The sequence below is a fragment of the Streptomyces sp. YIM 121038 genome (genome assembly GCF_006088715.1).
Taxonomy (GTDB): Bacteria; Actinomycetota; Actinomycetes; order Streptomycetales; family Streptomycetaceae; genus Streptomyces.
In genome coordinates this window covers 6,585,622-6,610,382 of sequence record NZ_CP030771.1, presented here as the reverse complement: position 1 = coordinate 6,610,382, position 24,761 = coordinate 6,585,622, and the positions used below count along the sequence as shown (strand labels likewise).

Sequence of the window (24,761 nt, the reverse complement as noted above, 5' to 3'; positions counted from 1 at the left end):
AAGCAGTTTTTAACCCAATGCGAAGAAACTGTCGTTGGACGTGATGGATGGTGCGGGTCGACGCTGCGAGTATGACCACCCCCACCGCGCACCACGCTCCGCCCGCCCGCACGACCGAGCGGACCGACGCGCTCGTCGCCGACATCCGCGAGGCCGTCGGCCGCGGTCTGCCGCCGGACCTGACCGCCTACCTCGTCGGCGAGCGGCTGGCGCCGCACCTCGGCGCGGTCGGCCTGCTCACCGACGAGCAGTGCGAGGGCGACCCCGACCGCTACCGGCAGCACCTCCTGCACGCCGAGGCCGACGGCAGCTTCTCCGTCGTCGCGCTCGTCTGGATGCCCGGCCAGCGCACCTCCGTGCACGACCACGTCTCCTGGTGCGTGACCGGGGTGCACGAGGGCGAGGAGCACGAGCGGCGCTACCGGCTCGTGCCCGCGGCCGGGCCCGGCGCCTCCGCGCGGCTCATCGCCACCGAGGACGTCGTCAACCCCACCGGCGCGGTGTGCGGCTTCGCGCCCCCCGGCGACATCCACCGGGTGTGGAACGCCGGCACGGGGCGCGCGATATCCCTGCACGTCTACGGCGCGGACATCTCCCGGCTCGGCACGAGCGTGCGGCGCGTGTACGACCTGCCGGCCGACCGCTGATGGCGCTGCTCGGACAGCGCCCGGCGAAGACCGCGCCCCCCGCAGCCGGGCCCGCCGCCGGACCCGGCCCCTGGCCGGGGCTCGCCCTCGCCGCGGCCGCGGTGGCGCTCGCCTGGCTGACGCACCGGCTGCTGCCCGGTCTGCCGATGCTGACCGTCGCCATCGTGCTCGGTCTGGTCGCCGCGCACGTACCCGGTACGCGGACGTGGGTGCGCGGGCCCGCCAAGGCCGGGCTCACCTTCGCGGCGAAGCGCCTGATGCGGGTGGGCGTGGTGCTCCTCGGCCTGAAGCTCAGCCTCGACGACGTGCTCGGCGTGGGCTGGCAGACCGTCGCGATGGTGCTCGTGACGGTGGCGGCCACGTTCTTCGGCACCTGGTGGCTCGGCCGGCGGCTCGGGCTCCCCGGCGACCAGCCCCTGCTCATCGCCACCGGCTACTCGATCTGCGGCGCCTCGGCGATCGGCGCGGTCGGCGACGTGTCCAAGAGCGAGGAGCGGGACACCGCCGTGTCCGTGGCCGTCGTCACGCTGTGCGGCACGCTCGCGATCGCCGTGCTCCCGCTGCTCCAGGGCCCGTTGGGGCTCACCGACGCGGAGTTCGGGCGGTGGGTGGGGGCCAGTGTGCACGACGTGGGGCAGGTGGTGGCGACCGCGCAGACCGCCGGGGGTGACGCGCTCGGCGAGGGCGTGCTCGTCAAGCTGATGCGGGTGGCCGTGCTCGCGCCGCTCGTCGCGGCGGTCGCCGTCTCCGTACGGGCCCGGGGCGCGGCCGCGCCCGGTGAGCGGCGGCCCGCCGTGGTGCCGCTCTTCGTCGCCGGGTTCCTGCTGATGGTGGGCCTGCGCAGTACGGACCTGCTGTCGGGGTCCGCCCTCGACGCGGCCGGGCTCGCCCAGGAGCTCCTCCTCGGGGCGGCGCTCTTCGGGCTCGGCAGCGCGGTGGACCTGCGGTCGCTGGCCCGTACGGGGGGCCGGGTGGCCCTGGTGGGGCTGTGCGCCTGGGTGGTGGTGGCGGGGGTCTCCTACGCGGGGGTCTGCCTGACGGCGTGAGCCCTTGACCGGGGCCGGGCCCCGGGGGGGGGGGGCAGGGGCCCCTCAGAGGCGGGCCCTGGCCAGTTGGCGGGACTGGGCCACCAGGCGGTCGGCCGTGTCCCAGACCTCGGCGTCCTCCTCCAGGAAGCCCCCGGCCAGGTTGCGCGTGGTGATGGAGACCCGCAGCGGCCCCGGCGCGGGCCTGGCCCGGATGTGCGCGGTCAGCTCGATGGTCGGCACCCAGCCGGAGAGCCCCAGCTCGAACGCCGTCGGCGGCAGCGCGTCCACCGCGAGGAGCAGCGACAGCGGATCCGGGTCGCGCCCGTCCGCGAGGCCGAACCAGCCGCGCATCTCGCCCTTGCCGGAGGGCGCCCCGAGCGCCCACCCGAGCGTCGCCGGGTCGAGCTTCAGCCAGAGCCGGTCCGCGATCGCGGAGCTGCCGGGCACCGCCCCGCGGTCCGGCGCGTCGTCGGGCCCGAAGCACTGCTCGACGGGCGGCAGGTCCGGCGGCAGCGCCGAGGTGCGCACGTCGTCGGGGAGCGCGTCGAGGTCGCCGTACGAGGCGACGACGCGCAGCCGCTCGACCTCGCGCCCGCCCTCCTCCTGGTAGAGGGAGGCCTGCCCGGTGGACAGGCCGCGCCCGGCGCGCACGACCTGCGTACGGACGACGGCGGGCCCCGGCTCGGACGCCGTCAGATAGTGCGCCGAGACCGTGAACGGGTCGGAGTGGGGCAGCGCGTGCGCGAGCGCGCGGCCGACGAGGGCGAGGAGGTAGCCGCCGTTGACGGCGCTGATGATGGTCCAGCCCGCCGAGAGCTCGGTGTCGTAGACGCCGGGTTCGCGCGCGAAGACCTCGGTGTCGCGGTCGAACTCGCTGTTGCCGATCGTCGCGCGCGGCGCGGGCGCCGCAGCTGTTTCCGCCATGCCGACAACGTACAACACGAAACTACTAAGCGGTAGCTTTTTGGGAAGCGGGGCTCAGGCGCCGTCCTCCGCCGCCGAGGACCGCCGGTTCCAGGCCCGGGGCGCCCGCCAGTGGTAGCGCATCGCGAGCAGCCGAAGCACGAACGCCGTGACGATCGCGAGCCCGGTCGTGAAGCCGTTCAGGGCGTCGTAGCGCAGGCACAGGGCGACGATCGCCGCGCCCACGATCGCCGGCACCGCGTACAGGTCGCGGTCCCAGCGCACCAGGGACGGCACCTCGTTGGCGATGATGTCGCGCAGGACGCCGCCGCCCACCGCGGTGGCGAGGCCGAGGGCCGCGGACGCGGTGAGGCCGAGGCCGTAGTCGTACGCCTTGGCCGTTCCGGTGACGCAGAACAGGCCGAGGCCCGCCGCGTCGAAGACGTTCACGGCGAGCTGGGTGCGTTCGACCTCCGGGTGCAGGAAGAACACGAGCAGCGCGGCGAGCAGCGGGGTGAGGAAGTAGCCGAGGTCCGTGAAGGCGGCGGGCGGCACCGCGCCGATCACCAGGTCCCGGAAGAGCCCGCCGCCGAGCGCGGTGACCTCGGCGAGGACGGCGATGCCGAAGACGTCGAAGTTCTTGCGGACGGCGAGGAGCGCGCCGGAGATCGCGAAGACGAAGATCCCGGCGATGTCCAGGGCGTGCTGGACGGAGGGGCTGAACAAATCGTGAAGCACGAGCCATTCTCACCCGCCGGGTGAGCTCCACTCACCGGGCCGCGCCCGGGGCCCCTCTCCCGCCGGGCCCGCCCCCCCCTCAGCAGGACCATCGCGCCGGCGCGCTCGTCCTCAATCGCCGGACGGGCTCAGACTATCGCCGGACGGGCTCAGACTGTCGCCGTCGCTCTCCTCCAAGGCGACGCCCGCCCGCCCCGTGTGGGGGCGGGCGGGGGGAACTCAGCGCGGGATCACTCCGGGTCCGCTGCCTTCTCGGGCGTGGGGGCCTCCGTCGCGGCCTCGGCTTCCTGCGAAGGCGCGGCCGCGGCTTCAGCCTTGGCCTTGGGCTCGGCCTTGGGCTCGGCCTTGGGCTCGGCCTTGGGCTCGGCCTTGGGCTCGGCCTTGGGCTCGGCCTTGGGCTCGGCCTTGGGCTCGGCCTTGGGCTCGGCCTTGGGCTCGGCCTCGGCCTCCGCCTCGTCCGCCGCCGTCGTGACCGTCACCACGTCGATGGCCTCGCGCGCCACCGACAGGAGCTTCGTGTCCTCGGGCGCCTGGTCGTCCGCGTTCTCCGGGTGGTGGCAGGCCACCTGGTGTCCGGGCTCCAGGGAGAGCAGCGGCGGCTCCTTGACCGCGCAGATCTCCGTCGCCTTCCAGCAGCGCGTGTGGAAGCGGCAGCCGGTGGGCGGGTCGATCGGCGAGGGCACGTCGCCGCGGAGCAGGATGCGCTCGCTCTTGGTACCGCGCCGCTTGGGGTCCGGCACCGGCACCGCGGAGAGCAGCGCCTTGGTGTACGGGTGCATCGGCTTGGTGTACAGGTCCTTGCGGTCCGCGAGCTCGACCATCTTGCCCAGGTACATCACCGCGATCCGGTCGGACACGTGCCGGATGACCGACAGGTCGTGCGCGATGATCACATAGGTGAGCCCGAGCTCGTCCTGGAGGTCGTCGAGGAGGTTGACGACCTGCGCCTGGATGGAGACGTCGAGCGCGGAGACGGGCTCGTCCGCCACCACCAGCTTCGGCTTGAGCGCGAGCGCCCGCGCGATGCCGATGCGCTGGCGCTGGCCGCCGGAGAACTCGTGCGGATAGCGGTTGTAGTGCTCCGGGTTCAGGCCGACGCGCTCCAGCATCTCCTGGACGGTCTTCTTGATGCCGCCCTCGGGCTTGACGCCCTGGAGCTTGAACGGCGCGCCCACGATCGTGCCGATGGTGTGGCGCGGGTTCAGCGAGGAGTACGGGTCCTGGAAGATCATCTGGACGTCGCGGCGCAGCGGGCGCATCCGCGCGGTGCCCAGGTGCGTGATGTCCACGCCCTCGAACTCCACCCGCCCGCTGGTCGGTTCGAGCAGCCGGGTGATGAGCCGGCCCATGGTCGACTTGCCGCAGCCGGACTCGCCGACGACGCCGAGGGTCTCGCCGGACCGCACGTCGAAGGTGAGGCCGTCCACGGCCTGCACGGCCGCGACCTGGCGCTGGAGCAGCCCCTTCTTGATGGGGAAGTGCTTGACCAGGCCCTCGACCTTGAGCAGCGCCTCCGCGGACTTCGCCGTCGACGACTTCTTCGTCTGCTCCGGGATCGTCATCTGTTCGGCTTTCTCCGTCACTGCGGCTTCGTCCCGCGCCGCGTCACGTTTCTCGGTCACAGCTTCGGCGCAATCTCTTCGGTCCAGATCCGGGTGCGCTCCTCGCGCGACATGTGGCAGGCCGAGAAGTGGCCGGAGCCGACCTCGGTCAGTTCGGGGCGCTCCGTCCGCGTGATGTTGTCCTTGGGCACGTCGGCGTAGGGGCACCGCGGGTTGAAGGCGCAGCCGCTCGGCAGGTTGATGAGGCTGGGCGGGGAGCCCTTGACCGGGATGAGGCGCTCGGTCTCCTCGCGGTCGATGCGCGGCATCGAGCCGAGCAGGCCCCAGGTGTAGGGGTGCTGGGGCTCGTAGAAGACCTCCTGGGCCGAGCCGCGCTCGACGCAGCGGCCGCCGTACATCACGAGGAGTTCGTCGGCCATCTCCGCCACGACGCCCAGGTCGTGGGTAATCATGATGACCGCGGAGCCGAACTCCTTCTGCAGGTCCCTGATCAGGTCCAGGATCTGGGCCTGGACCGTCACGTCGAGCGCCGTCGTGGGCTCGTCGGCGATCAGCAGCTCCGGGTTGTTGACCAGGGCCATCGCGATCATCGCGCGCTGGCGCATGCCGCCGGAGAACTCGTGCGGGTAGGAGTCCACCCGCTTGTCCGGCTGCGGGATGCCGACGCGGTCGAGCATCTCGATGGCGCGCTTGCGGGCGGCCTTCTTGTCGACGTCGTGGTGGACCCGGTACGCCTCGGTGATCTGCTTGCCGATGGAGTAGTACGGGTGCAGCGCGGACAGCGGGTCCTGGAAGATCATCGCCATCTCGCGGCCGCGCAGCTTGCGCACCTGGTCCGGCGGCGCGCTGAGCAGCTCGGTGCCGTTCAGCCAGATCTCGCCGGACAGCTGCGGCTTGCGGCGGCCGTACTGCCCGGCCGTGTGCAGACCGAGGATGCCGAGCGAGGTCACGGACTTGCCGGAGCCGGACTCGCCGACGATGCCGAGGGTGCGGCCCTTCTCCAGGGAGAAGGTCAGGCCGTCGACGGACTTCACCAGGCCGTCGTCGGTGGGGAAGTGCACCTTGAGGTCGCGGACCTCGAGGAAGGCGGTGGGGGCCGCGGAACCGGTGGTGGGCTCGCCCACCGCGGCACCGCTCTTGCTCAGTTCGGTCATCCCAGCCTCACTCGCGGGTCAATGACGGCGTACAGAAGGTCCACGACGAGGTTGGCGACGGCGATGGCGAGGGCCGCGCACAGGGTGACGCCGAGGATCACGGGCAGGTCCTTGCTGCTGATGGCCCTGACCGCTTCGAGGCCGAGGCCCGGAAGGTTGAAGGTGGACTCGGTGAGCACGGCGCCGCCCATGAGGACGCCGAGGTCGAGTCCGAAGACGGTGAGGATCGGCGTCATCGCGGAGCGCAGGGCGTGTCTGCGGATGACGACGGACTCGCCGAGGCCCTTGGCGCGCGCGGTGCGGATGTAGTCCTCGCCGAGGACTTCCATCATGGTGGCGCGGGTGAGACGCGCGTACATCGCGGCGTTGAGGAAGGCGAGCACGATCCACGGCAGGATCAGTGTCTGGAACCAGACGTCGATGCTGTCGTCCGTCGAGAGGCTGTCGGCGATCTTCACCCAGCCCAGGTTGTGGACGAAGATGCCCATCGCGACCATGCCGGTGAAGAAGACGGGCAGCGAGACGCCGCCGAGGGCGGTGGTCATCGCGGCGCGGTCCCAGATGGTGCCCCGCTTGAGCGCGGAGACCACACCGGTGGCGACACCGGCGGCGAGCCACAGCACACAGGCACCGGCGGCGAGCGCGCCGGTCACGGGCAGGGCGTCCTTGAGGGTCTCCCAGACGGGCGCCTCGGTGCGGAAGGAGTAGCCGAAGCAGGGCGCCGGGCAGTGCGTGACGTCACTGCCGTTGGCGTAGTCCCGGCCCATCGGGATGCCCTTGATGAAGTCCCAGAACTGGACGATCAGCGGGTCGTCGAGACCCAGCTTGGTCCGGATGCCGGCGAGCTGCTCGGCTCCGGCCTGCTTGCCGGCGAAGAGGACGGCGATGTCCTGTCCAGCCCACTTGGGCAGCATGAAGAAGACGGTGAAGGTCGCGAGCAGTACGACCAGCACCATGATGATGACGGCGATCAGGCGCCGGATGAGGTAAGCAAGCACTGTGCGCGGCCCGGCGGTGGCTCCGCGGCCCCCTCGTGAGGGGTGCGGGGCCACCGCCCGGGGCCATCACCTGCCCTTCGGACTGGCGGATATCGGCGGCGTTGTGACGGTTGATCAACTACGGGTGCCACGGCGGGGGCTGCCCGCCGTGGCGGTGGGGCGCTACTTGCTGCTGACGCCGAGCGAGACGTAGTCGTACCGGCCGTTGTAGGCGTCGGACATGTAGGCGTTGGTCAGCCGCGGTCCGCGCCAGGTGATGTTCTTCTCGTAGAGGAAGGGCATCCAGTCGGCCTGGTCGAGGATGCGCTTGTCGAGCTGCTTGTAGATCTCACCGGCCTTGACCGGGTCGGTCTCGGCGATCGCCTTGTCGAAGAGCCCGTCGATCTTCTTGTCCTTGATCTGCGACTCGTTGTAGTTGCCGTTCTCGACCAGGAAGCGGGAGTCGAACAGCGGCTGCGCGTAGCCCTGGCCGGACGGGAAGTCGGGGCCCCAGCCGGACATCTGCATGCTGTAGCCGCGCTTCTTCACCACGGAGGGCGAACCGGTGATGCTGGCCGAGTCGGCGCCGTCGAGGGACTCGACGTCGACGTTGATGTTGGCCTTCTTCAGCTGGGCCTGGAGCGCCTCGGCGGCGTCGACCTCACCCGGGTTGTTGTTGCGGGCGGTCAGCTTGGCGCTGAAGCCGTCCGGCTTGTCGCACTGCTTGAGCTCGTCCTTGGCCTTGGCCAGGTCCGGCTTGCCCTTGCGCTCGAGCACGCCGTACGGGTCGTAGTCGCTGTAGCCCGGGATCGCCTTGGGGAAGGTGCTGTTGGCGATGTCACCGGCGGCGAGCTTGCCGCCGCGGGTCTGCTGCAGGCTCGCGAAGTCCGTGGCGTAGAAGACGGCCTTGCGGCAGTGGACGTTGTCGAACGGCTTCGCCGTGTGGATCAGGGCGACGTAGCGCACGAAGGACGTGTGCATGTTGTCGACGCTGTCGCGGTGCTTCTGGACGGCGGTGACGCGGCCCGACTGGGTCATGCCGGTGCCGTTGAGGTCGACGTCGTAGTCGCCGGCCATCAGGCGCTTGTCGTTCTCCTCCAGGTTGGCGGAGATGGTGACGTCGATCTTGTCCGGGAGCGCCGGGCGGATCGGGTCCGAGGCCTTCTTCCACTTGTCGTTGCGCACGAGCACGATCTTCTTGCCGGGCTTGTACGTGTCGAACTTGTACGGGCCCGAGGAGAACGGCCGCGAGGTGTACTTCGCCTTGGTGTCCTTCGCCGCCTTCACCGGGGAGCCGGAGGGCATCGCGAGGAACTGCTCGAAGTCACCGTTGCGCTTGGGCAGCTTGAAGACGATGGTCTTGTCGTTCGGCGTCTGGATCGCCTTCAGACCGAGCTTGTCCGCCGACTTGTCCTTGTACGGACCCGGGTACTCGCCCTTGGGGTCGAGCGCCTGGCGCAGATAGCCGGGGCCACCGGTGATGGTGTCCTTGGCCCAGATGCGCTCGATGCCGTACTTGATGTCCTTGGAGGTCAGCGGCGAGCCGTCCTCCCAGGTGAGGCCGTCGCGCAGCTCGTACGTGTAGGTCTTGCCGTCGGCCGAGATCTTCGCCGTGGACTTGGCGAGGTCCGGCACCAGCTTCGTGCCCGCCTTGCCGGGCTTGGTGTCGTACGACACCAGCTGGCGGGTGTAGAAGCGCATGAAGTCCCAGGACATGCCGTAGTACGCGCGCTGCGGGTCGGCGGAGTCGAGGTCCTGCTTCCCGACCATGCGCAGGGTGCCACCGGTCTTCTTGGACGCCTTGGCGACCTTGTTCAGGGCGGCGTTGTAGCCGGCTCCCTTGCCGTCGCCGTCGCCGTCACCGTCGCCGCTGCCGCAGGCCGTGGTGGTCACCAGGGCCGCGACGACGAGGGCCGCGCCCGCGGCGAGCCGCCTTTTCGGGGGAAGTGTGGGCATTTTCTCGCAACCTTCCAGATTCGCGGTCCCTGGCTTATCGCTGCCGAAGAACCATGGAAAGAGCCACCTGACCAGCGGCAGGGGGCAAGTCAGTCGGGTCTGCTAGCGGGTTCCCTTGGGGTCGAGCGCGTCGCGCAGACCGTCCCCGAAGAGGTTGAAGGCGAGCACCGTGATGAAGATCGTCACACCCGGGAAGACCATGAACATCGGGTCGTGCTCGTACGTTTCGAGGGCGTCGCGCAGCATGCCTCCCCAGGAGGCGGTCGGCGGCTTGACACCCGCGCCCAGGAAGCTGAGGGCGGCCTCCGTGAGGATGTTCGTGGGGATCATCAGCGTCGCGTAGACGGTGATGGGCGCCACGAGGTTCGGCAGGAGTTCGCGGAAGAGGATGTGGCGCCGGCCGCCGCCGAGGCTCTTGGCGGCCTCCACGTACTCGCGCTCCCTGAGCGAGAGCGTCTGGCCGCGCACGATGCGCCCGATGTACGGCCAGCCGAAGAAGCCGATGACCAGGACGAGGATCGAGACGCGCACGCTCGTCCCCTGAAGGCCCAGGAAGTCGTCGGGAAGGACCGAGACCAGGGAGATGATGAAGAGCAGCTGCGGGAAGGAGAGCAGCACGTCCATCACGCGGCTGATCAGGGCGTCGATCCAGCCGCCGAAGTAGCCGGCGATGATCCCGAAGAGGGTGCCGAGCACCACGGCGACGATCGCGGCGAGGAAGGCCACGAGCAGCGAGATGCGTGCTCCGTAGACGATCCGGCTGAACACGTCGCGGCCCTTGTTGGGCTCGACTCCGAAGAGGTAGTCGCTGCTCACGCCGCCGAACGAGCCCGTGGGCAGGTTCGTCAGCGGGTCCAGCTTCTCCTGGTGGAAGTCGTTCGGCGGGTGTCCGAGCAGGCCGACGATCAGGGGCGCGAACACCGCCACGAGGACCAGGAGGACCACCGTGATGCCGCCCGCGAGGGCGACCTTGTCGCGCTTCAGCCGGTTCCAGGCGATCTGGGTGAGGGACCGCCCCTCGACCTTCTTCCCCCCTGCACCAGCTGCGGGGGCGACTTCCTCCGTGGGTTTCGCGTCCGCAGGTGTGTCATGCAATGGCGCCGTCATCGTGGCAGGGACCCCTCTCAACCGGCGGTGACCGGCCCGCACTTGCCGCTGTAGCGACGTGATCAGTCCGTCGTACACAGGGGCGAAGGCCCCTTGGAGCGGGAGTCTTCAACGGGGTCGTGATCTGTTACCAGACTTGTCGGGGAATGGATGCGCAACCGTGATGCTGATCGAGGTGTTCCGTTATCCGGACGTCACTGAACGCCGGGCGAACACGGGGCAGTTGGGGGCACAGGAGCCACACGCGCCCATACACGCACGCCTGCCCCAGAAGGGGACATCGCGCACAACGACGCTGATCAGCTCGCCGACGGCAAACGGAATCCAGCCACTGTCCTGTTCGCCGCGCGGGGCGCGCAGTGGGATTGCTACGTCTTTCGTACGAGATGTCTCAGTACTGTGCGGGATAGCCGTATCCGCCCGCGGCGGGAGCGGGAGCCCCCTGCGCGTCGCGGTCGTAGAACGGCCGGGCGTTGGCGCGCAGCCACAGCGCCACCGGGTCGTGCGGATCGGCCATCGCGACGGTCGACACGGGCAGGCCCTCGGGGACGGCGCCGATGGACTGCTGCATCATCGCGCGGACCGAGTCGACGGACGCGGGCGAGGTGTCGTACACGTCCAGGCCGATGGCCAGATAGGGCGCGCCGAGCACCGGCTGCACCCAGGCGCGGCGCAGCGCGCGGACGGCCGGGGTGCGGTGCGCGTTCTGGGTCAACAGCGCGTAGAACTGCGGGAGTTCGATGGTCGGGTCGGTCAGCCGCAGCGGGCCCGCGGGCTGGCTGGCGAGGCCGCCCGCGATGCGCCGCAGATCGAGCCAGGGGATGCCGACGCCGCCGCCCGGGGCGTGCGGATTGAGCCACAGGCCGTAGTGGTCCGGGTACAGGGCGCGGGCCACGTCGAGGCCGCCGACCACTTCGTAGCCGCGGTTCCAGCCGCTGGCGGAGAGCTCCTGGGCGGAGGTCACGCACGGCGCGTAGCCGTACCCCTCCACCTCCATGTTGCCGTACTGGGCGTCGGGGGATCCGGCCTGGCCGTGCCAGAGCAGCATCCACACCTTGCCGTCGGCGAGGGCGTGCAGGAGCGCCTCGTACGCGTCATAGCGCCCCGGCGTCACCTGGCGCAGCATGTGCTCGACCTGTCCGGCCGCAGCGGTGCCCGACGCGCTCACCCTAACCGCCCCTTCGCGACGTGCCCTGCGCGGTCGTTGCGCCGACCGCGTCACCGGGCACCAGCTTAAGCGGGGCGTGGCTACTTAGCGCTTGAACAGGTGTCGCCGTGCTGTGCCGTGCTCTGCCGTCGGATGTCTGCGGGCCGTCCGTGGCTGGTCGCGCAGTTCCCCGCGCCCCTTCGGGGCGCTGCCCCGGGGGGCGCCGGACCCCTAGCCCGCGGTGAAGAACGGGCGGAGGCGGGCCTTCATCCAGTCGCCCACCGGGTCCTGGGCCACGTCCAGGAGGACCAGGTTGACCGGCCACGGCACCGCGGCCCGGCCGAGGGCGCGGCCGAGGGCCGCCATGGGCAGGTCGCGGGCGTCGCCCTCCCAGGAGGACAGCTCGACGCCGATGAACAGGGTGGGGGCCTCGTCCTCGACGGTGGCGAGACAGCGCCGCGCGCTGAGCACCGCGCCCGCCGCCTCGAACTCCTGCGCCGCGGCGGACAGGAAGTCCACCGGGTCGTCCTGCCAGTCCGGCTCGAACAGCCGCACCCGGCCGCCGCTCGCGGGCCCGTCCAGCTCCGTGCGCCCCACCCGGCACAGCGCGGCCACCGCGGCGGGCGGCAGCGGCACCGCCACCGTGCCCTCCGGGTTGAGCGCGATGCCGAGCTCCGGCGCCAGGCCGCGCGCGAACTCCACCGCGGGCGCCACCGTGCAGCTCATCCGCCCGCCGGTGGCCTGCTGGAACTCCTGCTCCGAGGTGAAGACGGGCACGTACGCCTGCCCGTCGAGCTCCAGCGTCGGCAGGTCGAGCGTGCCGCTCTCGGGCCCGCCCCCGTTCGGCAGCGGGATCCACACCCTGCTGCGGCCGAGCACCTCGACCATGCGGGCGCCCGTCGCCTCGGACGGCGGCGCGCCGAGCGAGGCGGCGAGCACCTCCTCCAGCTCGTTGGCGGGCCAGCCGCCGTAGGGATGGGCGTGCGCCTGTGCCGGTACGTCCCCCGGAAAGTCCATCTGCCTCGACCTCTGCTCTGCGTGCTGTCTGCGGCCCGACCCTAACGCCGCCGGGCCCGCGCGCCCCGCCCTACCCGCCCTGTCCCTCGAAGCCCAGCGCGCGCAACGCCCCCGCCGCCTCCCGGTCGAGCAGCACCGCCGAGCCGCAGCCGCGCGGCAGGCGCCCGCTCTCGGCGGCCCGGACGAGGCGGCCGACCGTCCTGCGGTGGCGCGCGAAGGCGTACCGGGAGACCCCGCGTCCCCGGGCGCGCTGGCCGTCGAGGGCCACGGGGGCGGGCACGTCGAGGAGGAGCAGGTGCAGCGTGGCCCCGCGCCGGGCCGCCGCGCGGGCGAGCCAGCGGCGCACCCACGGCTGGGTGCCGCAGTCGTGGACGACGACGCCGCTGCCCGCGCGCAGCGTCCGGCGCAGGTACGCGTAGTGCGCGAGGCGGACGAGGGGGCGGTAGAGCGCGTACGGGATCCGGCGCGGCACCCGGGCCGCCCAGCGGTCGCGGGTGTCCTGGGAGTCCACGCGCGGGCCCGCCACGGCGCGCCGCATCAGCGTGGACTTGCCGCTGCCGGGCAGGCCGGAGACCACCACGACGTCACCTGCGGCGAACACCAGGCCGGTCGGGCCGCGCCCGGAGCGGCCCCTGAGGTCGCGCACCGCGGGCCGGTGGGAGGCGGCGACGGCCTCCCGCGCGGGCGCCGCGGGGGCGCCCGGCTGCGGGGGCAGGGCGACGCCCGCGCCGGGCAGCACCGCCCCCGCCCTGGGCAGCGAGACACCCGTGGTCGTCGCGTAAGCACTGCTCCTGCGCACCGTGATCGGCCTCCCCATGCTCGTCACGTCACTCATCCCCAGTACTTCTCCGTCGTATGTAAAGAGAAGGTAATGCCCTACGAAGACGACAGCGGGGGACTCCCTGGTTGCGGCTGTTGTGAAGCGGGGGCGCGTGCAATGATGTGCGCGCCAACTCCATACCGGCCGCTTGAATCCGCGCGGGAGAGTCCCCGGTGACGCAGGAGCGTCGTGGGGCGCCGAAGGAGCAAGTTCCTCCCTTGAATCTCTCAGGCCCCGTACCGCGCGGGCGAGGCACATCTGAAAAGCGAGCCACTCCCCCGACGAGCGCGACCAGCTCGGCCCGCGGGACGGCTCCACCCAAGGTGCAAGTCATGCTCCGTCATACGCACGGGGCGTGGTGAACCTCTCAGGTTTATGACAGATGGGGAGGACAGACCTCGCCCGTCATGCCCTGGAGCCAGTACTGATGAGTCAGACCGCACGCGCCCCACGTCAGACCGCCCTCGACGCCCTGCACCGTTCGCTGGGCGCCACGATGACCGACTTCGCGGGCTGGGACATGCCGCTGCGGTACGGCAGCGAGCGCGACGAGCACAACGCCGTGCGCACCAAGGCCGGCCTCTTCGACCTCTCCCACATGGGCGAGATCACCGTCACCGGCACCCAGGCCGTGGACCTGCTGAACTTCGCGCTCGTCGGCAACATCGGCTCCGTCTCCGTGGGCCGCGCCCGGTACACCATGATCTGTCAGCAGGACGGCGGCATCCTGGACGACCTGATCGTCTACCGCCTGGCCGAGACCGAGTACATGGTCGTGGCCAACGCCTCCAACGCCCAGACCGTCCTGGACGCCCTCACCGAGCGCGCCGCGGGCTTCGACGCCGAGGTCCGCGACGACCGCGACGCCTACGCCCTGATCGCGGTGCAGGGCCCGGAGTCCCCCGGCATCCTGAAGTCCCTCACGGACGCCGACCTGGACGGCCTGAAGTACTACGCGGGCCTGCCGGGCACCGTGGCGGGCGTGCCCGCCCTGATCGCCCGCACCGGCTACACCGGCGAGGACGGCTTCGAGCTGTTCGTGCAGCCGCAGCACGCGGAGAAGCTCTGGCGGGCGCTCACGGACGCGGGTACCCCCGTGGGGCTCGTGCCATGCGGCCTCTCCTGCCGCGACACGCTCCGCCTGGAGGCGGGCATGCCGCTGTACGGCAACGAGCTGACGACGTCGCTCACGCCCTTCGACGCGGGCCTCGGCCGGGTCGTGAAGTTCGACAAGACGACCCACGCCGACGACTTCGTGGGCCACGACGCCCTGAAGGCCGCCGCGGAGCGCGCCGAGAGCGCGCCCCCGCGCAAGCTCGTCGGGCTTGTCGCCGAGGGCCGCCGGGTGCCGCGCGCGGGCATGGACGTCGTGGCGAACGGCGAGGTCATCGGCCAGGTCACCTCCGGCGCCCCGTCGCCGACGCTCGGCAAGCCGATCGCGATGGCGTACGTGGACCCGGCGCACGCGCAGGCGGGCACGGCGGGCGTGGGCGTGGACGTCCGCGGCACCCACGAGCCCTACGAGGTGGTGGCGCTGCCGTTCTACAAGCGGCAGAAGTGACGCACGGCCCGCGCCGGACCTGATCCCGCGGACGCACCGGAGTCCGGTCCGTCCGCCGGTGACCCGTCCGTCCCGTCTCACTCCGTAAGACTGCACATCCCCGCGTTCATCAGCACACGCCCGCGTACAGGAGAATTCACGCCATGAGCAACCCCCAGCAGCTGCGTTACAGCAAGGAGCACGAGTGGCTGTCGGCCACCGAGGACGGTGTGGCGACGGTCGGCATCACCGAGTTCGCGGCCAACGCGCTCGGTGACGTCGTCTACGCCGACCTGCCGTCGGTCGGCGACACGGTCACCGCGGGCGAGACCTGCGGCGAGCTGGAGTCGACGAAGTCGGTCAGCGACCTGTACTCGCCGGTTTCCGGTGAGGTCGTCGAGGCCAACCAGGACGTTGTGGACGACCCGTCCCTGGTGAACTCGGCTCCCTTCGAGGGCGGCTGGCTGTTCAAGGTGCGCGTCGCCGAGGAGCCGGGCGACCTGCTCTCCGCCGACGAGTACACCGAGTTCGCAGGCAGCTGACCACGGCGTAAGGACTGATCTTCCGATGTCGCTTCTGAACACCCCTCTCCACGAGCTCGACCCGGACGTGGCCGCGGCCGTCGACGCCGAGCTGAACCGCCAGCAGTCCACCCTGGAAATGATCGCCTCGGAGAACTTCGCTCCGGTCGCCGTCATGGAGGCCCAGGGCACGGTCCTCACCAACAAGTACGCCGAGGGCTACCCCGGCCGCCGCTACTACGGCGGCTGCGAGCACGTCGACGTGGCCGAGCAGATCGCGATCGACCGGGTCAAGGAGCTGTTCGGCGCCGAGTACGCCAACGTCCAGCCGCACTCCGGCGCCTCCGCGAACCAGGCCGCGCTCTTCGCCATCGCCAAGCCCGGCGACACGATCCTCGGTCTGGACCTGGCGCACGGCGGCCACCTCACCCACGGCATGCGCCTGAACTTCTCCGGCAAGCAGTTCAACGTGGTCCCGTACCACGTGGACGAGGCCGGTCTGGTCGACATGGCCGAGGTCGAGCGCCTGGCCAAGGAGAACAGCCCGAAGGTGATCATCGCGGGCTGGTCCGCCTACCCGCGTCAGCTCGACTTCGCCGAGTTCCGCCGGATCGCCGACGAGGTCGGCGCGTACCTGTGGGTCGACATGGCGCACTTCGCCGGTCTCGTCGCCGCGGGCCTGCACCCGAACCCGGTGCCGTTCGCGGACGTGGTGACCTCCACCACGCACAAGACGCTCGGCGGCCCGCGCGGCGGCATCATCCTGGCCCGCAACAAGGACTTCGCGAAGAAGCTGAACTCCGCGGTCTTCCCCGGCTTCCAGGGCGGCCCCCTGGAGCACGTGATCGCGGCCAAGGCCGTCTCCTTCAAGGTCGCGGCGTCCGAGGAGTTCAAGGAGCGCCAGCAGCGCACCCTGGACGGCGCCCGCATCCTGGCCGAGCGCCTGGTCCAGGACGACGCCAAGGCCGTCGGCGTGGACGTCCTCTCGGGCGGCACGGACGTGCACCTGGTCCTGGTCGACCTGCGGAACAGCGAGCTGGACGGCCAGCAGGCCGAGGACCGCCTCCACGAGGTCGGCATCACGGTCAACCGCAACGCCGTCCCGAACGACCCGCGCCCGCCGATGGTCACCTCCGGCCTGCGCATCGGCACCCCGGCCCTGGCCACCCGCGGCTTCCAGGCCGAGGACTTCCGCGAGGTCGCCGACATCATCGCGGAGGCGCTGAAGCCCGGCTTCGACGCCGAGTCCCTGCGGGGCCGGGTGTCCGCTCTGGCCGCGAAGCACCCGCTGTACCCCGGCCTGAAGTAGTTTCGTACGCTTTTATTGGTACGGACTTCCGGGGCACCGCGCACACTGGACCTGAGGACGGTGTGCGCGGTGCCCCGCACCGCGTGCCCGACCAGCAGACCCGCAAGCCCGTGAAAGCCCGCCGAGCCCGCGCAGCACCGCCCTCGCACGACCGGCAGACAACGGCGTCTACCACCCACCATTGGAGTTCTCTCGTGGCCATCTCGGTCTTCGACCTGTTCTCGATCGGCATCGGCCCGTCCAGCTCCCACACGGTCGGCCCGATGCGCGCGGCGCGCATGTTCGCCCGCCGCCTCAAGAACGAGGGCCTGCTGGCCCACACCACGGCCATACGCGCCGAGCTGTACGGCTCCCTCGGCGCCACCGGCCACGGCCACGGCACGCCCAAGGCCGTCCTCCTCGGCCTGGAGGGCGAGTCCCCGCGCACGGTGAACGTGGAGACGGCCGACGACCGCGTCGAGGAGATCAAGACCTCCGGCCGCCTCAACGTCCTCGGCATGCACGAGATCGACTTCGACTTCGACGAGGACCTGGTCCTGCACCGCCGCAAGGCCCTGCCGTACCACGCGAACGGCATGACGATCTTCGCGTACGACCGCGAAGGCGCCCTCGTCCTGGAGAAGACCTACTACTCGGTAGGCGGCGGCTTCGTCGTCGACGAGGCGGCCGTCGAGGGCCAGAGCCCGATCGTGCCCGACGACACGGTCCTGAAGTACCCCTTCCGCACCGGTGACGAGCTGCTGCGCCTCTCCGCCGAGACGGGCCTGTCCATCTCCGCGATGATGCTGGAGAACGAGAAGGCCTGGCGCACCGAGGAGGAGATCCGCGAGGGCCTGCTCGACATCTGGCGCGTCATGCAGGCCTGCGTCTCGCGCGGCATGTCCCGCGAGGGCATCCTGCCCGGCGGCCTGAAGGTCCGCCGCCGCGCCGCCCACTCCGCCCGCCAGCTGCGCGCCGAGGGCGACCCGCAGGCCCGCGCGATGGAGTGGATCACGCTGTACGCGATGGCGGTGAACGAGGAGAACGCCGCGGGCGGCCGCGTCGTGACCGCCCCGACGAACGGCGCCGCGGGCATCATCCCGGCCGTCCTGCACTACTACATGAACTTCGTGCCCGGCGCCGACGAGGAGGGCGTGGTCCGCTTCCTGCTCGCGGCCGGCGCCATCGGCATGCTCTTCAAGGAGAACGCGTCGATCTCCGGCGCCGAGGTCGGCTGCCAGGGCGAGGTCGGCTCCGCCTGCTCGATGGCGGCGGGCGCCCTCGCCGAGGTCCTCGGCGGCTCCCCGGAGCAGGTGGAGAACGCCGCCGAGATCGGCATGGAGCACAACCTCGGCCTGACCTGCGACCCGGTCGGCGGCCTCGTCCAGATCCCGTGCATCGAGCGCAACGGCATGGCCGCGGTGAAGGCGGTCACCGCCGCCCGCATGGCCATGCGCGGCGACGGCTCCCACAAGGTGTCCCTCGACAAGGTCATCAAGACCATGAAGGAGACCGGCGCCGACATGAGCGTGAAGTACAAGGAGACCGCGCGCGGCGGCCTCGCCGTGAACATCATCGAGTGCTGACCCGGGCCTTCGCGAGGGCCCTAGTTGTGGGCGATGAGTGACTCCACCAGGCCGGCGCGGGTGTTCGGGTAGTCCATCGGCACGATCCCGAGCCCACGCCAGGCCCGCCCCTCGGCGCTCTCCAGGAGGGCGTGCGCCTTCGGGTTCAGCTCGTCGGAGTTCCAGCGCGGCGGCAGCCCGGCCGCCGTGCTCACGAAGTTGACGTACTGCTTGCCGGGCTGGGCCGCGGCCTTGCGGAAGTGCGCCTCGACCTTCGGGTACTTCGCCCCCGGGGCGGCGTTCCAGTCGTCCTGGAGGTCGAAGGTCCCGGTGTCGCCCCACCGGATGCCGCCCGGCAGGCCGCCGTTGTCGGCGATGAGGACGACGCGGCCGCGCACGTCGCCGAGGCGCGGCCAGGCCTGCCCGATGTGGAAGAGGGACCGCCACCCGCGCCGGTCCAGATAGTCGTCGAAGATCGCGCGGAACGCGCTGTCGCCCTCCTGCGAGTACTCCTGCTTGACCCGCATGAGGACGGTCTCCGACGGCCGGGCGGCCAGGAGGTCCCGGCAGGAGCCGAGCACGTCGTCGAAGTTCAGGTTCTGGTAGAACGCCGCGTGGTGGATGGTGAAGGAGCCCTCGAAGGCCCGGCACCGGATGTCCAGGAACCGTATGCCGGAGGCCAGTTGCTGGCCGAGCGTGGTGTTCTGGCACTCCGCCCACCAGCCGCCGAAGCGGGCCCCGGAGTCGTGCGTACCGGGAATCGTGAGGCGCTGGAGGGGAGTCGAGGAGTCGATCCCCGCCAGCCAGTCGCGGCCGTCGAGGGGGCGGGCGACGGCCCGCGCCGTGGACGTGCCGACGAGGGCGGCGGACGCGGTGGCACCGGCGGCGGCGAGGAAGGTGCGACGGCTGAGGGCCATGTGGGTTCCCGTGGGGGTGGGGGGCGTGGGAAGAGCCCTCAGTATGGATGGGAACGCCAGTAGGGGGGAACGGTCAATCCACAGTCAGCAGTTCACGTTTCACCGACCGCTCGCCGACCGCTCACCGACCGCCGGGGCGAACCCCCCACCCCCCGTTCCCCGGCCGCGACCCGCTTCCCTCCTCCCCCGCCTCCGGAGGCCATTCATGCTGCGCGGCATCGACGTCAGTTCCCACCAGTCGTCCTTCTCGACCGACGGCGTCTCCTTCGTCGTCGTCAAGGCCACCGAGGGCCGCTCCTACATCAATCCACGCCTGGCGGCCCAGACGGAACGCGCCCGTGACGCCGACTGCGTCCTGGGCTTCTACCACTTCCTGTGGCCCGGCAACATCACGGCCCAGGCGGAGTACTTCGTGGCCGAGGCCCCGGAGCGGGCGGGCGACTTCCTGGCCGTCGACTGGGAGTGGACGGGCGACCACACGGCGGCGACGAACGCGGAGAAGGACCGCTTCATCAAGGAGGTGAAGCGGCTCCGCCCGAACCTGCGGACCGTCCTGTACACCAACCGCGACTTCTGGCTGAACCGGGACACGACGTCGTACGCGGGCGACGGCCTGTGGATCGCCGACTACGTGGCGGCGGGCAAGCCCCGCATCCGCGCCGAGTGGCGCATCCACCAGTACACGTCGACGCCCCTGGACAAGAACGTGGCGGACTTCCCCGACAAGGACGCGATGCGGGACTGGGCCACGCCGTAGCCCGGCCCCGCGCCCCCGTGGCTACGGCCGCACCACGATCTTGCCCAGGGTGCCGCCCGGTCTCCCCCGCGACGTCCTTCGCGGAGTCCGTCACGACGACGTGCGCGGCGCCGAGGTCTCCGGCTCGGGCCGTGGGTATGCAGCCCGTCCGGCGTTTGAGGACGAGCGCGCCAGCGCGATGAAGGGGCGGGGTGCCAGGGGCGCCGGGCACGGAGCGTGAAACGTCGGACGGGCCAGGAGAATCCTGGCCCGTCCGGTGCTGCGAGGTCTGCTCAGGCCTTGTTCAGGCTGGCCCAGAACTCGTCGAAGGAGAGCAGCTTGTCGCCGTTCAGGTCCTTGGACTTGATGATGGCCTCGGCCACCGACTCGGTGACGTTCCAGTCCCCCATCTGCGCCATGGCGGTCTTGTACTCCGCCGCCGTGATGTAGCCGTCGCCGTCCGCGTCGAACCGGTCGAACTGCTTGCGTGCTTCCTCGATGTCCGCCACCGGGTCCGCCCCTTCCTCGTGTCCTACTGACGGGGGTTAGGGTAACGGCCGGTCTGAGTGACGATTGCAAGGAGTCCGGCCATGGCCAGCGCATCAGCGACGTTCGGTGACATCCTCGTCGCGGCCGTCCAGGGCGACTTCCCGCCCGCCGACGGTGCCACGACCGTCGTCCCGCAGCCCTCCCCGCGCGACGCGGGAGTGATGTCGTTCACCGCGCACTCGGTCGTCTTCACCGACGAGGACCCGGACTGGGTACGTGCCACCGTGGCCGCCGTCGGCTGCGACCCGCTGGCCGCGACGATGAACCCGGCGTTCCTCACCGCCTTCGGGCAGCGGACCGGCCGCGCGGTCGACACCATCGACCTCGTCACGGTCGCCTCCGCCCTGCCCGGTCCGCCCGACCCCGCGCTCGGCCTGCGCGAGCTGGACGACCCCGGCCACCCTCGCGTGGCGCGGGCCCTCAAGCGGCGTGACGACGTGCGGGTGTGGACGTCCGGAGCGGGCGGCGTCGTCGTCCTCGGGCGCGGGGTCGCGGGGCGCTGGGAGGTCTCCGTGGAGGTCGACGAGTCGGCACGCCACCGCGGGCTCGGCCGGGCCCTCGCCTCGGCGGCGCGGCACCTCGCCCCCGAAGGCGCACCGGTGTGGGCCCAGCAGGCCCCCGGCAACTCCCGCAGCGTCCGAGCCTTCCAGGCGGCGGGGTTCCGCCCGGTGGGCGCGGAGGCCCTGTTCTCCGCCCGGTAGCGACAGCCCTTGTCAGCGGAAGATGCCCGTGTGCCCCAGTGAGTACCGGCCCGGCTGCGGGTAGACGGCCAGGCCGTGCGGGCCCCCGCCCACGGGGATGCGGGCCACCTGGACGCCGGTCCGGGTGTCGATGGCGTAGACCTCGGAGTCGTACCGGCCGGAGAGCCACAGCGTGTGGCCGTCGGCCGAGACGCCGCCCATGTCCGGGCTCCCGCCGTCCGGCAGGCGCCACTTCTTGGTGAGCCCGTCCCGGTGGAAGTCGAAGACGGAGACCGTGCCCTCGCCCCGGTTCGACACGTACATCTCGCGGGAGTCGCGGCTGACGTACAGGCCGTGGCAGCCCTTGCCGGTGGGCAGGAGCTTGGGCTTGCCGAAGGTGTCGCCGTCGAGGACCCACATGCCGTCGGCCATCATGTCGGCGACGTAGAACTTCTTGCCGTCGGGGGACATCTTCACGTCCTGCGGCATGGCCCCGTCGAAGGGCAGCTTCTGCTGGCCGACGACCTTCATCTTCTCGGTGTCGACCTTCAGGAGCTCGCCGCTGAACTCGCAGGAGACGATGAAGTAGCGGCCGTCGAGGGAGAAGTCGGCGTGGTTGACGCCGTAGCAGCTGACCGGGACGGTCTTCTTCCGCTCCATGGTGTGCGGGTCGCGGAAGACCAGCTCGCGGTCGAGGGACGCCATCACGACGGCGTACTTGCCGTTGGGCGTGAAGTAGAGGTTGTACGGGTCGTGGACCTCGACCGGCTTGCCCGCGTCGCCGGTCCTGGGGTCGATGGGCGTGAGGGTGTGGCCGCGGTTGTTGTTGACCCAGAGCGTCTTCATGTCCCAGGAGGGGACGACGTGCTGGGGCTGGACGCCGACGGGGATCGTGTCGATGACCTTGTACGTCCTGGGGTCGATGACGGAGACCGTGTTGGAGTTGGTGTTGGGCACGTACACGCGGGACGGGAAGTCCTTGACCACCGGGGAGAGCTTGTTGGGGCGGTCGGCGGCGTAGACGTCCTTGGCGTCGAGGACCGGCGGCATCCCGGGCAGGCCATGGACCCGCTTCGGCTCGGCGGGCTTGACGGGCGCCTTGGTCGCGAGGGCCTTGTTCTCGCGGCCCCCGCGCTCGGTGCCGCAGCCCGCGAGGGCGGTGAGGACGGCCGCGCCCGCGAGCAGGGCGGCGGCGCGCGTGGCCAGGGTCAGGTGTCGCATCAGGTGAACAGCTCCGTGGTCGTGACGGCGCGCAGGCCGCGGCGGTGGAGGTCGTCCAGGACGGCGGGGAGCGCGGCGACCGTGTCCGCGTACCCGAAGTGCAGGCTCACCACGGAGCCCGCACGGACCTCGGCGGCGACCTTGCGGGTGACGGCCGGGGCGCCGGGCGAGGTGAAGTCGAGGGAGTCGACGTCGTAGGAGAGGACGTGCGGGTAGCCCGCGCGCCGGGCCAGGCGGGCGACCAGCGGCGTCGCCCGCTCGGCCCGCGAGGGGCGGAACCAGCTGCCGATGCCGCCGGTGAGGCGCCGCAGGCGGTCCGCGCAGCCGGTGATCTCGGCGTAGGCCTCGGCTTCGGGGAGGCTGTTGACGGCGCGGTGGCGCAGGGTGTGGTTGCCCAGGTCGTGGCCGCCGTCGAGGACGCGCCGGGCCAGGTCGGGGTGCTCGTCGAGCCAGGTGCCGACGGCGAGGACGGTGACGCGGGCGCCCGCCCGCTCGGCCTCGCCGAGCAGCGCGCGGGCGGTGGCCGGGTCGCCCTGGCCGTGGAAGGTGAGCGCGACCTCACGCCGTCCGCGCGGGCTGTGCGCGATCTGCACGGGCAGGCCGGGGAAGGCGCGGGGGCCCGGCGCCGGCCCCCGGTGCGGCGTGCGCGCGGGGCGCGGCTCACGCTCTGCCGCCGTGGCGCAGCCCGCGAGGGGGGCGAGGGCGAGCCCGGTGCCGATGCGCAGCGCGCCGCGCCGGTCGGTCGAAGTCACGCGACCCATTTATAGGGCGGCGGCCCCCGAAAGCCGCTGATTGACATGAGGGGCGGTCCAGACCAAGAGATTCCGCTTAGGCTCGCGATAGACCCTCACAGGCGCCGTTTAGCCATCGTTTACAAGGCGCGTGCTCTATCTCACCAAGGATTCACCTTTAAACTGTCATGGTACGTCCATGAATGCCCGAATGGGGACTTTTGGATCGGAGGCCCCCGTCTGCCATAGTCGACGAAGCGACCCTCTTTGACCCGAGCTACGTCGCCTTACGGGCCGCGGACCACACCCACACCGGTCCCGGCCCCGCTCGAAGGCCCCCGACAGCGCCGCCACCCACGGCCCCGGGGGCTTTCGCGTACCCGGACGGGCGCGACCGCTAGCGGTCGGTGATGCGCATCTCGAACCACGTCGTCTTGCCGCGCGGCAGCAGGTCCACGCCCCAGCGGTCGGCGAGCTTGTCGACGAGGAACAGTCCGCGGCCGCTGATGTCGAGCTCGTGGACGGGCATCAGACACGGCAGGCCGCGCGAGGGATCGCGGACCTCGACCCGGATCCAGCCGCGCCGCCGGTGCGTGCGCAGACCGAAGACGCGGGCGCCGGTGTGCCGTACGGCGTTGCCGACGAGCTCGGACACGAGGAGCACGACGTCCTCGGTGAGCTTGGGCGACAGGCCCCAGTGGCGCAGGACGACGACCTGGGCGAGGCGGCGGGCGATGGCGGCGGACTCGGGACGGGACGGGAGCTGGACCTCGGCGTCGGTGGGGTTGCCGAACAACTCCAGCGCCTTCAGGGCGTGTTCGTCCTCCACCGCCGGAGACCAGCGCGCCGCGGTGGCGCCCGCGCGCCGCCGCGACTGTTCAAAGCCCTCCTGCCCCGCCATGCCCCCCATCATGGCCGCCCCCGGGCCCCATTGGGGCCGTTCCGGCGGAATGAGCCCCCCGGAAGCTTCCGTTCCAGGGGGCGGGCACGTCATATGCCATGGGCAGTTAGAGGTTCGGTACACCCATCCTGACCTGCGATGACTGCGTGCTCATCAGAGATCACAGAGCGCCTCGAAAGCGGCGGGCTTAAGGCTCTCTTAAGCCTGCGACAATCCGCCCCTTCGGGGGAAACTTTGGCTGACGGAACCTCAACTGGCCGGATCTCAGAGGAACTTAGCCTTACCTGGCCCGTCCTCCACGAAGCTGCGCATGCCGCGCTCGCGGTCCTCGGTGGCGAAGAGGCCCGCGAACCAGGTGCGCTCCACGGCGAGCCCGGTGTCGATGTCCGCCTCCAGGCCCTGGTCGACGGCCTCCTTCGCGGCGCGCAGCGCGAGCGCCGGGCCGCGGGCGAGCCGCGCCGCCCACGCGTGGGCCTCGGTGTACACGTCGGCGGCGGGCACCACGCGGTCCACCAGGCCGATGGCGAGGGCCTCGTCGGCCTTGACCTGGCGGCCGGTGAAGATGAGGTCCTTGGCCTTGGACGGGCCGATCAGGCGCGGCAGGCGCTGGGTGCCGCCGGCGCCCGGGATCAGGCCGAGCAGGATCTCCGGCTGGCCGAGCTTGGCGTTGTCGCCCGCGACGCGGAAGTCCGCGCAGAGCGCGAGCTCGCAGCCGCCGCCGAGGGCGTAGCCGGTGACGGCGGCGACGACGGGCTTGGGGATGCGGGCGATCGCGGTGAAGGCGTCCTGCAGGGCCCGGGAGCGCAGCACCATGGCCCGGTGGTCCATGTTCTGCATCTCCTTGATGTCCGCGCCCGCCGCGAACACCTTCTCCCCGCCGTAGATCACGACGGCCCGCACGTCGTCGCGGTCGGTGGCCTCCGCCGCGAGCTCCTTCAGGCGGTCCTGGAGCTCGATGTCCAGGGCGTTCATGGGCGGGCGGTCGAGGCGGATCGTACCGACGCCCTCGGCGACTTCGAGATGCACAGATGTCATGACGGGCACGTTAGCGGTCGT

General features: G+C 71.3%; 24 protein-coding genes and 1 riboswitch. Of the genes, 8 read left to right on the top strand and 16 right to left on the bottom strand.

Translation table 11 applies throughout. From position 1 onward, the window contains the following. Positions 1 to 71: 71 nt before the first annotated feature. Both C9F11_RS28535 and C9F11_RS28530 read left to right on the top strand, forming a co-directional pair. Positions 72 to 647: a cysteine dioxygenase family protein gene (locus C9F11_RS28535; RefSeq protein WP_138961945.1), complete on the top strand. Its 576-nt coding sequence runs from the start codon at positions 72 to 74 to the stop codon at positions 645 to 647. Next, positions 647 to 1,693 (top strand): putative sulfate exporter family transporter, encoded by a 1,047-nt coding sequence (locus C9F11_RS28530; RefSeq protein ID WP_138961944.1) that lies wholly within the window; start codon positions 647 to 649, stop codon positions 1,691 to 1,693. The genes C9F11_RS28535 and C9F11_RS28530 overlap by 1 nt, the downstream gene beginning before the upstream one ends. 45 nt (positions 1,694 to 1,738) lie before the next feature. Here the strand turns inward: C9F11_RS28530 and C9F11_RS28525 are convergent, their stop codons facing one another. From C9F11_RS28525 to C9F11_RS28480, 10 genes are all read right to left on the bottom strand, one after another. Further along, positions 1,739 to 2,599, bottom strand: a complete 861-nt coding sequence (locus C9F11_RS28525; protein WP_138961943.1) for a thioesterase family protein — start codon at positions 2,597 to 2,599, stop codon at positions 1,739 to 1,741. A 54-nt stretch (positions 2,600 to 2,653) separates the two neighbouring features. Beyond that, complete coding sequence (locus C9F11_RS28520; protein ID WP_138961942.1) at positions 2,654 to 3,316, bottom strand: trimeric intracellular cation channel family protein; 663 nt, start codon at positions 3,314 to 3,316, stop codon at positions 2,654 to 2,656. A 230-nt stretch (positions 3,317 to 3,546) separates the two neighbouring features. After that, the gene (locus tag C9F11_RS28515; protein ID WP_138967111.1) at positions 3,547 to 4,878 is read right to left on the bottom strand and encodes a dipeptide ABC transporter ATP-binding protein; all 1,332 of its coding nucleotides are present in this window, start codon (positions 4,876 to 4,878) and stop codon (positions 3,547 to 3,549) included. 56 nt (positions 4,879 to 4,934) lie between these two features. Continuing rightward, positions 4,935 to 6,032: an ABC transporter ATP-binding protein gene (locus C9F11_RS28510; RefSeq protein WP_138961941.1), complete on the bottom strand. Its 1,098-nt coding sequence runs from the start codon at positions 6,030 to 6,032 to the stop codon at positions 4,935 to 4,937. Continuing rightward, a complete protein-coding gene (locus tag C9F11_RS28505; protein WP_138961940.1) occupies positions 6,029 to 7,030 on the bottom strand; it encodes an ABC transporter permease in 1,002 nt (333 codons plus the stop codon). Before C9F11_RS28505 ends, C9F11_RS28510 begins: the two co-directional genes overlap by 4 nt. A gap of 162 nt (positions 7,031 to 7,192) precedes the next feature. Next, on the bottom strand, positions 7,193 to 8,965 hold the full coding sequence (locus C9F11_RS28500; protein ID WP_138961939.1) for an ABC transporter substrate-binding protein: 1,773 nt from the start codon (positions 8,963 to 8,965) through the stop codon (positions 7,193 to 7,195). 102 nt (positions 8,966 to 9,067) lie between these two features. Next, positions 9,068 to 10,072, bottom strand: a complete 1,005-nt coding sequence (locus C9F11_RS28495) for an ABC transporter permease (protein WP_138961938.1) — start codon at positions 10,070 to 10,072, stop codon at positions 9,068 to 9,070. 391 nt (positions 10,073 to 10,463) lie between these two features. After that, complete coding sequence (locus tag C9F11_RS28490; protein WP_138961937.1) at positions 10,464 to 11,240, bottom strand: enhanced serine sensitivity protein SseB C-terminal domain-containing protein; 777 nt, start codon at positions 11,238 to 11,240, stop codon at positions 10,464 to 10,466. A 210-nt stretch (positions 11,241 to 11,450) separates the two neighbouring features. Continuing rightward, positions 11,451 to 12,236, bottom strand: coding sequence for an enhanced serine sensitivity protein SseB (locus C9F11_RS28485; protein ID WP_138961936.1), 786 nt, complete (start codon positions 12,234 to 12,236; stop codon positions 11,451 to 11,453). 70 nt (positions 12,237 to 12,306) lie between these two features. Further along, a complete protein-coding gene (locus tag C9F11_RS28480; protein WP_249401917.1) occupies positions 12,307 to 13,071 on the bottom strand; it encodes an AAA family ATPase in 765 nt (254 codons plus the stop codon). 134 nt (positions 13,072 to 13,205) lie between these two features. Continuing rightward, positions 13,206 to 13,308: riboswitch (glycine riboswitch) on the top strand. A gap of 175 nt (positions 13,309 to 13,483) precedes the next feature. On the opposite strand from C9F11_RS28480, the gene gcvT reads away from it, so the two are divergent. The 4 genes from gcvT (at position 13,484) to C9F11_RS28460 (ending at position 17,991) form a co-directional block, all read left to right on the top strand. Beyond that, complete coding sequence (gene gcvT, locus C9F11_RS28475; protein WP_138961935.1) at positions 13,484 to 14,617, top strand: glycine cleavage system aminomethyltransferase GcvT; 1,134 nt, start codon at positions 13,484 to 13,486, stop codon at positions 14,615 to 14,617. Positions 14,618 to 14,760: 143 nt separating this feature from the next. Further along, positions 14,761 to 15,138 (top strand): glycine cleavage system protein GcvH, encoded by a 378-nt coding sequence (gene gcvH / locus C9F11_RS28470; protein ID WP_138961934.1) that lies wholly within the window; start codon positions 14,761 to 14,763, stop codon positions 15,136 to 15,138. A gap of 25 nt (positions 15,139 to 15,163) precedes the next feature. Next, the gene (gene glyA, locus C9F11_RS28465) at positions 15,164 to 16,426 is read left to right on the top strand and encodes a serine hydroxymethyltransferase (RefSeq protein WP_138961933.1); all 1,263 of its coding nucleotides are present in this window, start codon (positions 15,164 to 15,166) and stop codon (positions 16,424 to 16,426) included. Positions 16,427 to 16,620: 194 nt separating this feature from the next. Further along, on the top strand, positions 16,621 to 17,991 hold the full coding sequence (locus C9F11_RS28460) for an L-serine ammonia-lyase (RefSeq protein ID WP_138961932.1): 1,371 nt from the start codon (positions 16,621 to 16,623) through the stop codon (positions 17,989 to 17,991). A gap of 20 nt (positions 17,992 to 18,011) precedes the next feature. Here the strand turns inward: C9F11_RS28460 and C9F11_RS28455 are convergent, their stop codons facing one another. Continuing rightward, complete coding sequence (locus C9F11_RS28455; protein ID WP_138961931.1) at positions 18,012 to 18,887, bottom strand: phosphatidylinositol-specific phospholipase C; 876 nt, start codon at positions 18,885 to 18,887, stop codon at positions 18,012 to 18,014. 205 nt (positions 18,888 to 19,092) lie between these two features. Here C9F11_RS28455 and C9F11_RS28450 point away from each other — a divergent pair, with 205 nt between their 5' ends. Then, complete coding sequence (locus C9F11_RS28450; RefSeq protein ID WP_138961930.1) at positions 19,093 to 19,644, top strand: glycoside hydrolase family 25 protein; 552 nt, start codon at positions 19,093 to 19,095, stop codon at positions 19,642 to 19,644. A gap of 272 nt (positions 19,645 to 19,916) precedes the next feature. Here the strand turns inward: C9F11_RS28450 and C9F11_RS28445 are convergent, their stop codons facing one another. After that, the gene (locus tag C9F11_RS28445) at positions 19,917 to 20,132 is read right to left on the bottom strand and encodes an EF-hand domain-containing protein (protein WP_138961929.1); all 216 of its coding nucleotides are present in this window, start codon (positions 20,130 to 20,132) and stop codon (positions 19,917 to 19,919) included. 81 nt (positions 20,133 to 20,213) lie between these two features. Here C9F11_RS28445 and C9F11_RS28440 point away from each other — a divergent pair, with 81 nt between their 5' ends. Further along, positions 20,214 to 20,873, top strand: coding sequence for a GNAT family N-acetyltransferase (locus tag C9F11_RS28440; RefSeq protein WP_138961928.1), 660 nt, complete (start codon positions 20,214 to 20,216; stop codon positions 20,871 to 20,873). 12 nt (positions 20,874 to 20,885) lie between these two features. On the opposite strand, the gene C9F11_RS28435 is transcribed toward C9F11_RS28440, so the two are convergent. From C9F11_RS28435 to C9F11_RS28420, 4 genes are all read right to left on the bottom strand, one after another. Then, positions 20,886 to 22,073: a YncE family protein gene (locus tag C9F11_RS28435; RefSeq protein WP_138961927.1), complete on the bottom strand. Its 1,188-nt coding sequence runs from the start codon at positions 22,071 to 22,073 to the stop codon at positions 20,886 to 20,888. Next, positions 22,073 to 22,834: a polysaccharide deacetylase family protein gene (locus C9F11_RS28430; protein WP_171075865.1), complete on the bottom strand. Its 762-nt coding sequence runs from the start codon at positions 22,832 to 22,834 to the stop codon at positions 22,073 to 22,075. The genes C9F11_RS28435 and C9F11_RS28430 overlap by 1 nt, the downstream gene beginning before the upstream one ends. 367 nt (positions 22,835 to 23,201) lie before the next feature. Continuing rightward, complete coding sequence (locus C9F11_RS28425) at positions 23,202 to 23,705, bottom strand: ATP-binding protein (RefSeq protein ID WP_030676216.1); 504 nt, start codon at positions 23,703 to 23,705, stop codon at positions 23,202 to 23,204. Positions 23,706 to 23,969: 264 nt separating this feature from the next. Beyond that, positions 23,970 to 24,740 (bottom strand): enoyl-CoA hydratase-related protein, encoded by a 771-nt coding sequence (locus C9F11_RS28420; RefSeq protein ID WP_138961925.1) that lies wholly within the window; start codon positions 24,738 to 24,740, stop codon positions 23,970 to 23,972. Between the last annotated feature and the right edge of the window lie 21 nt (positions 24,741 to 24,761).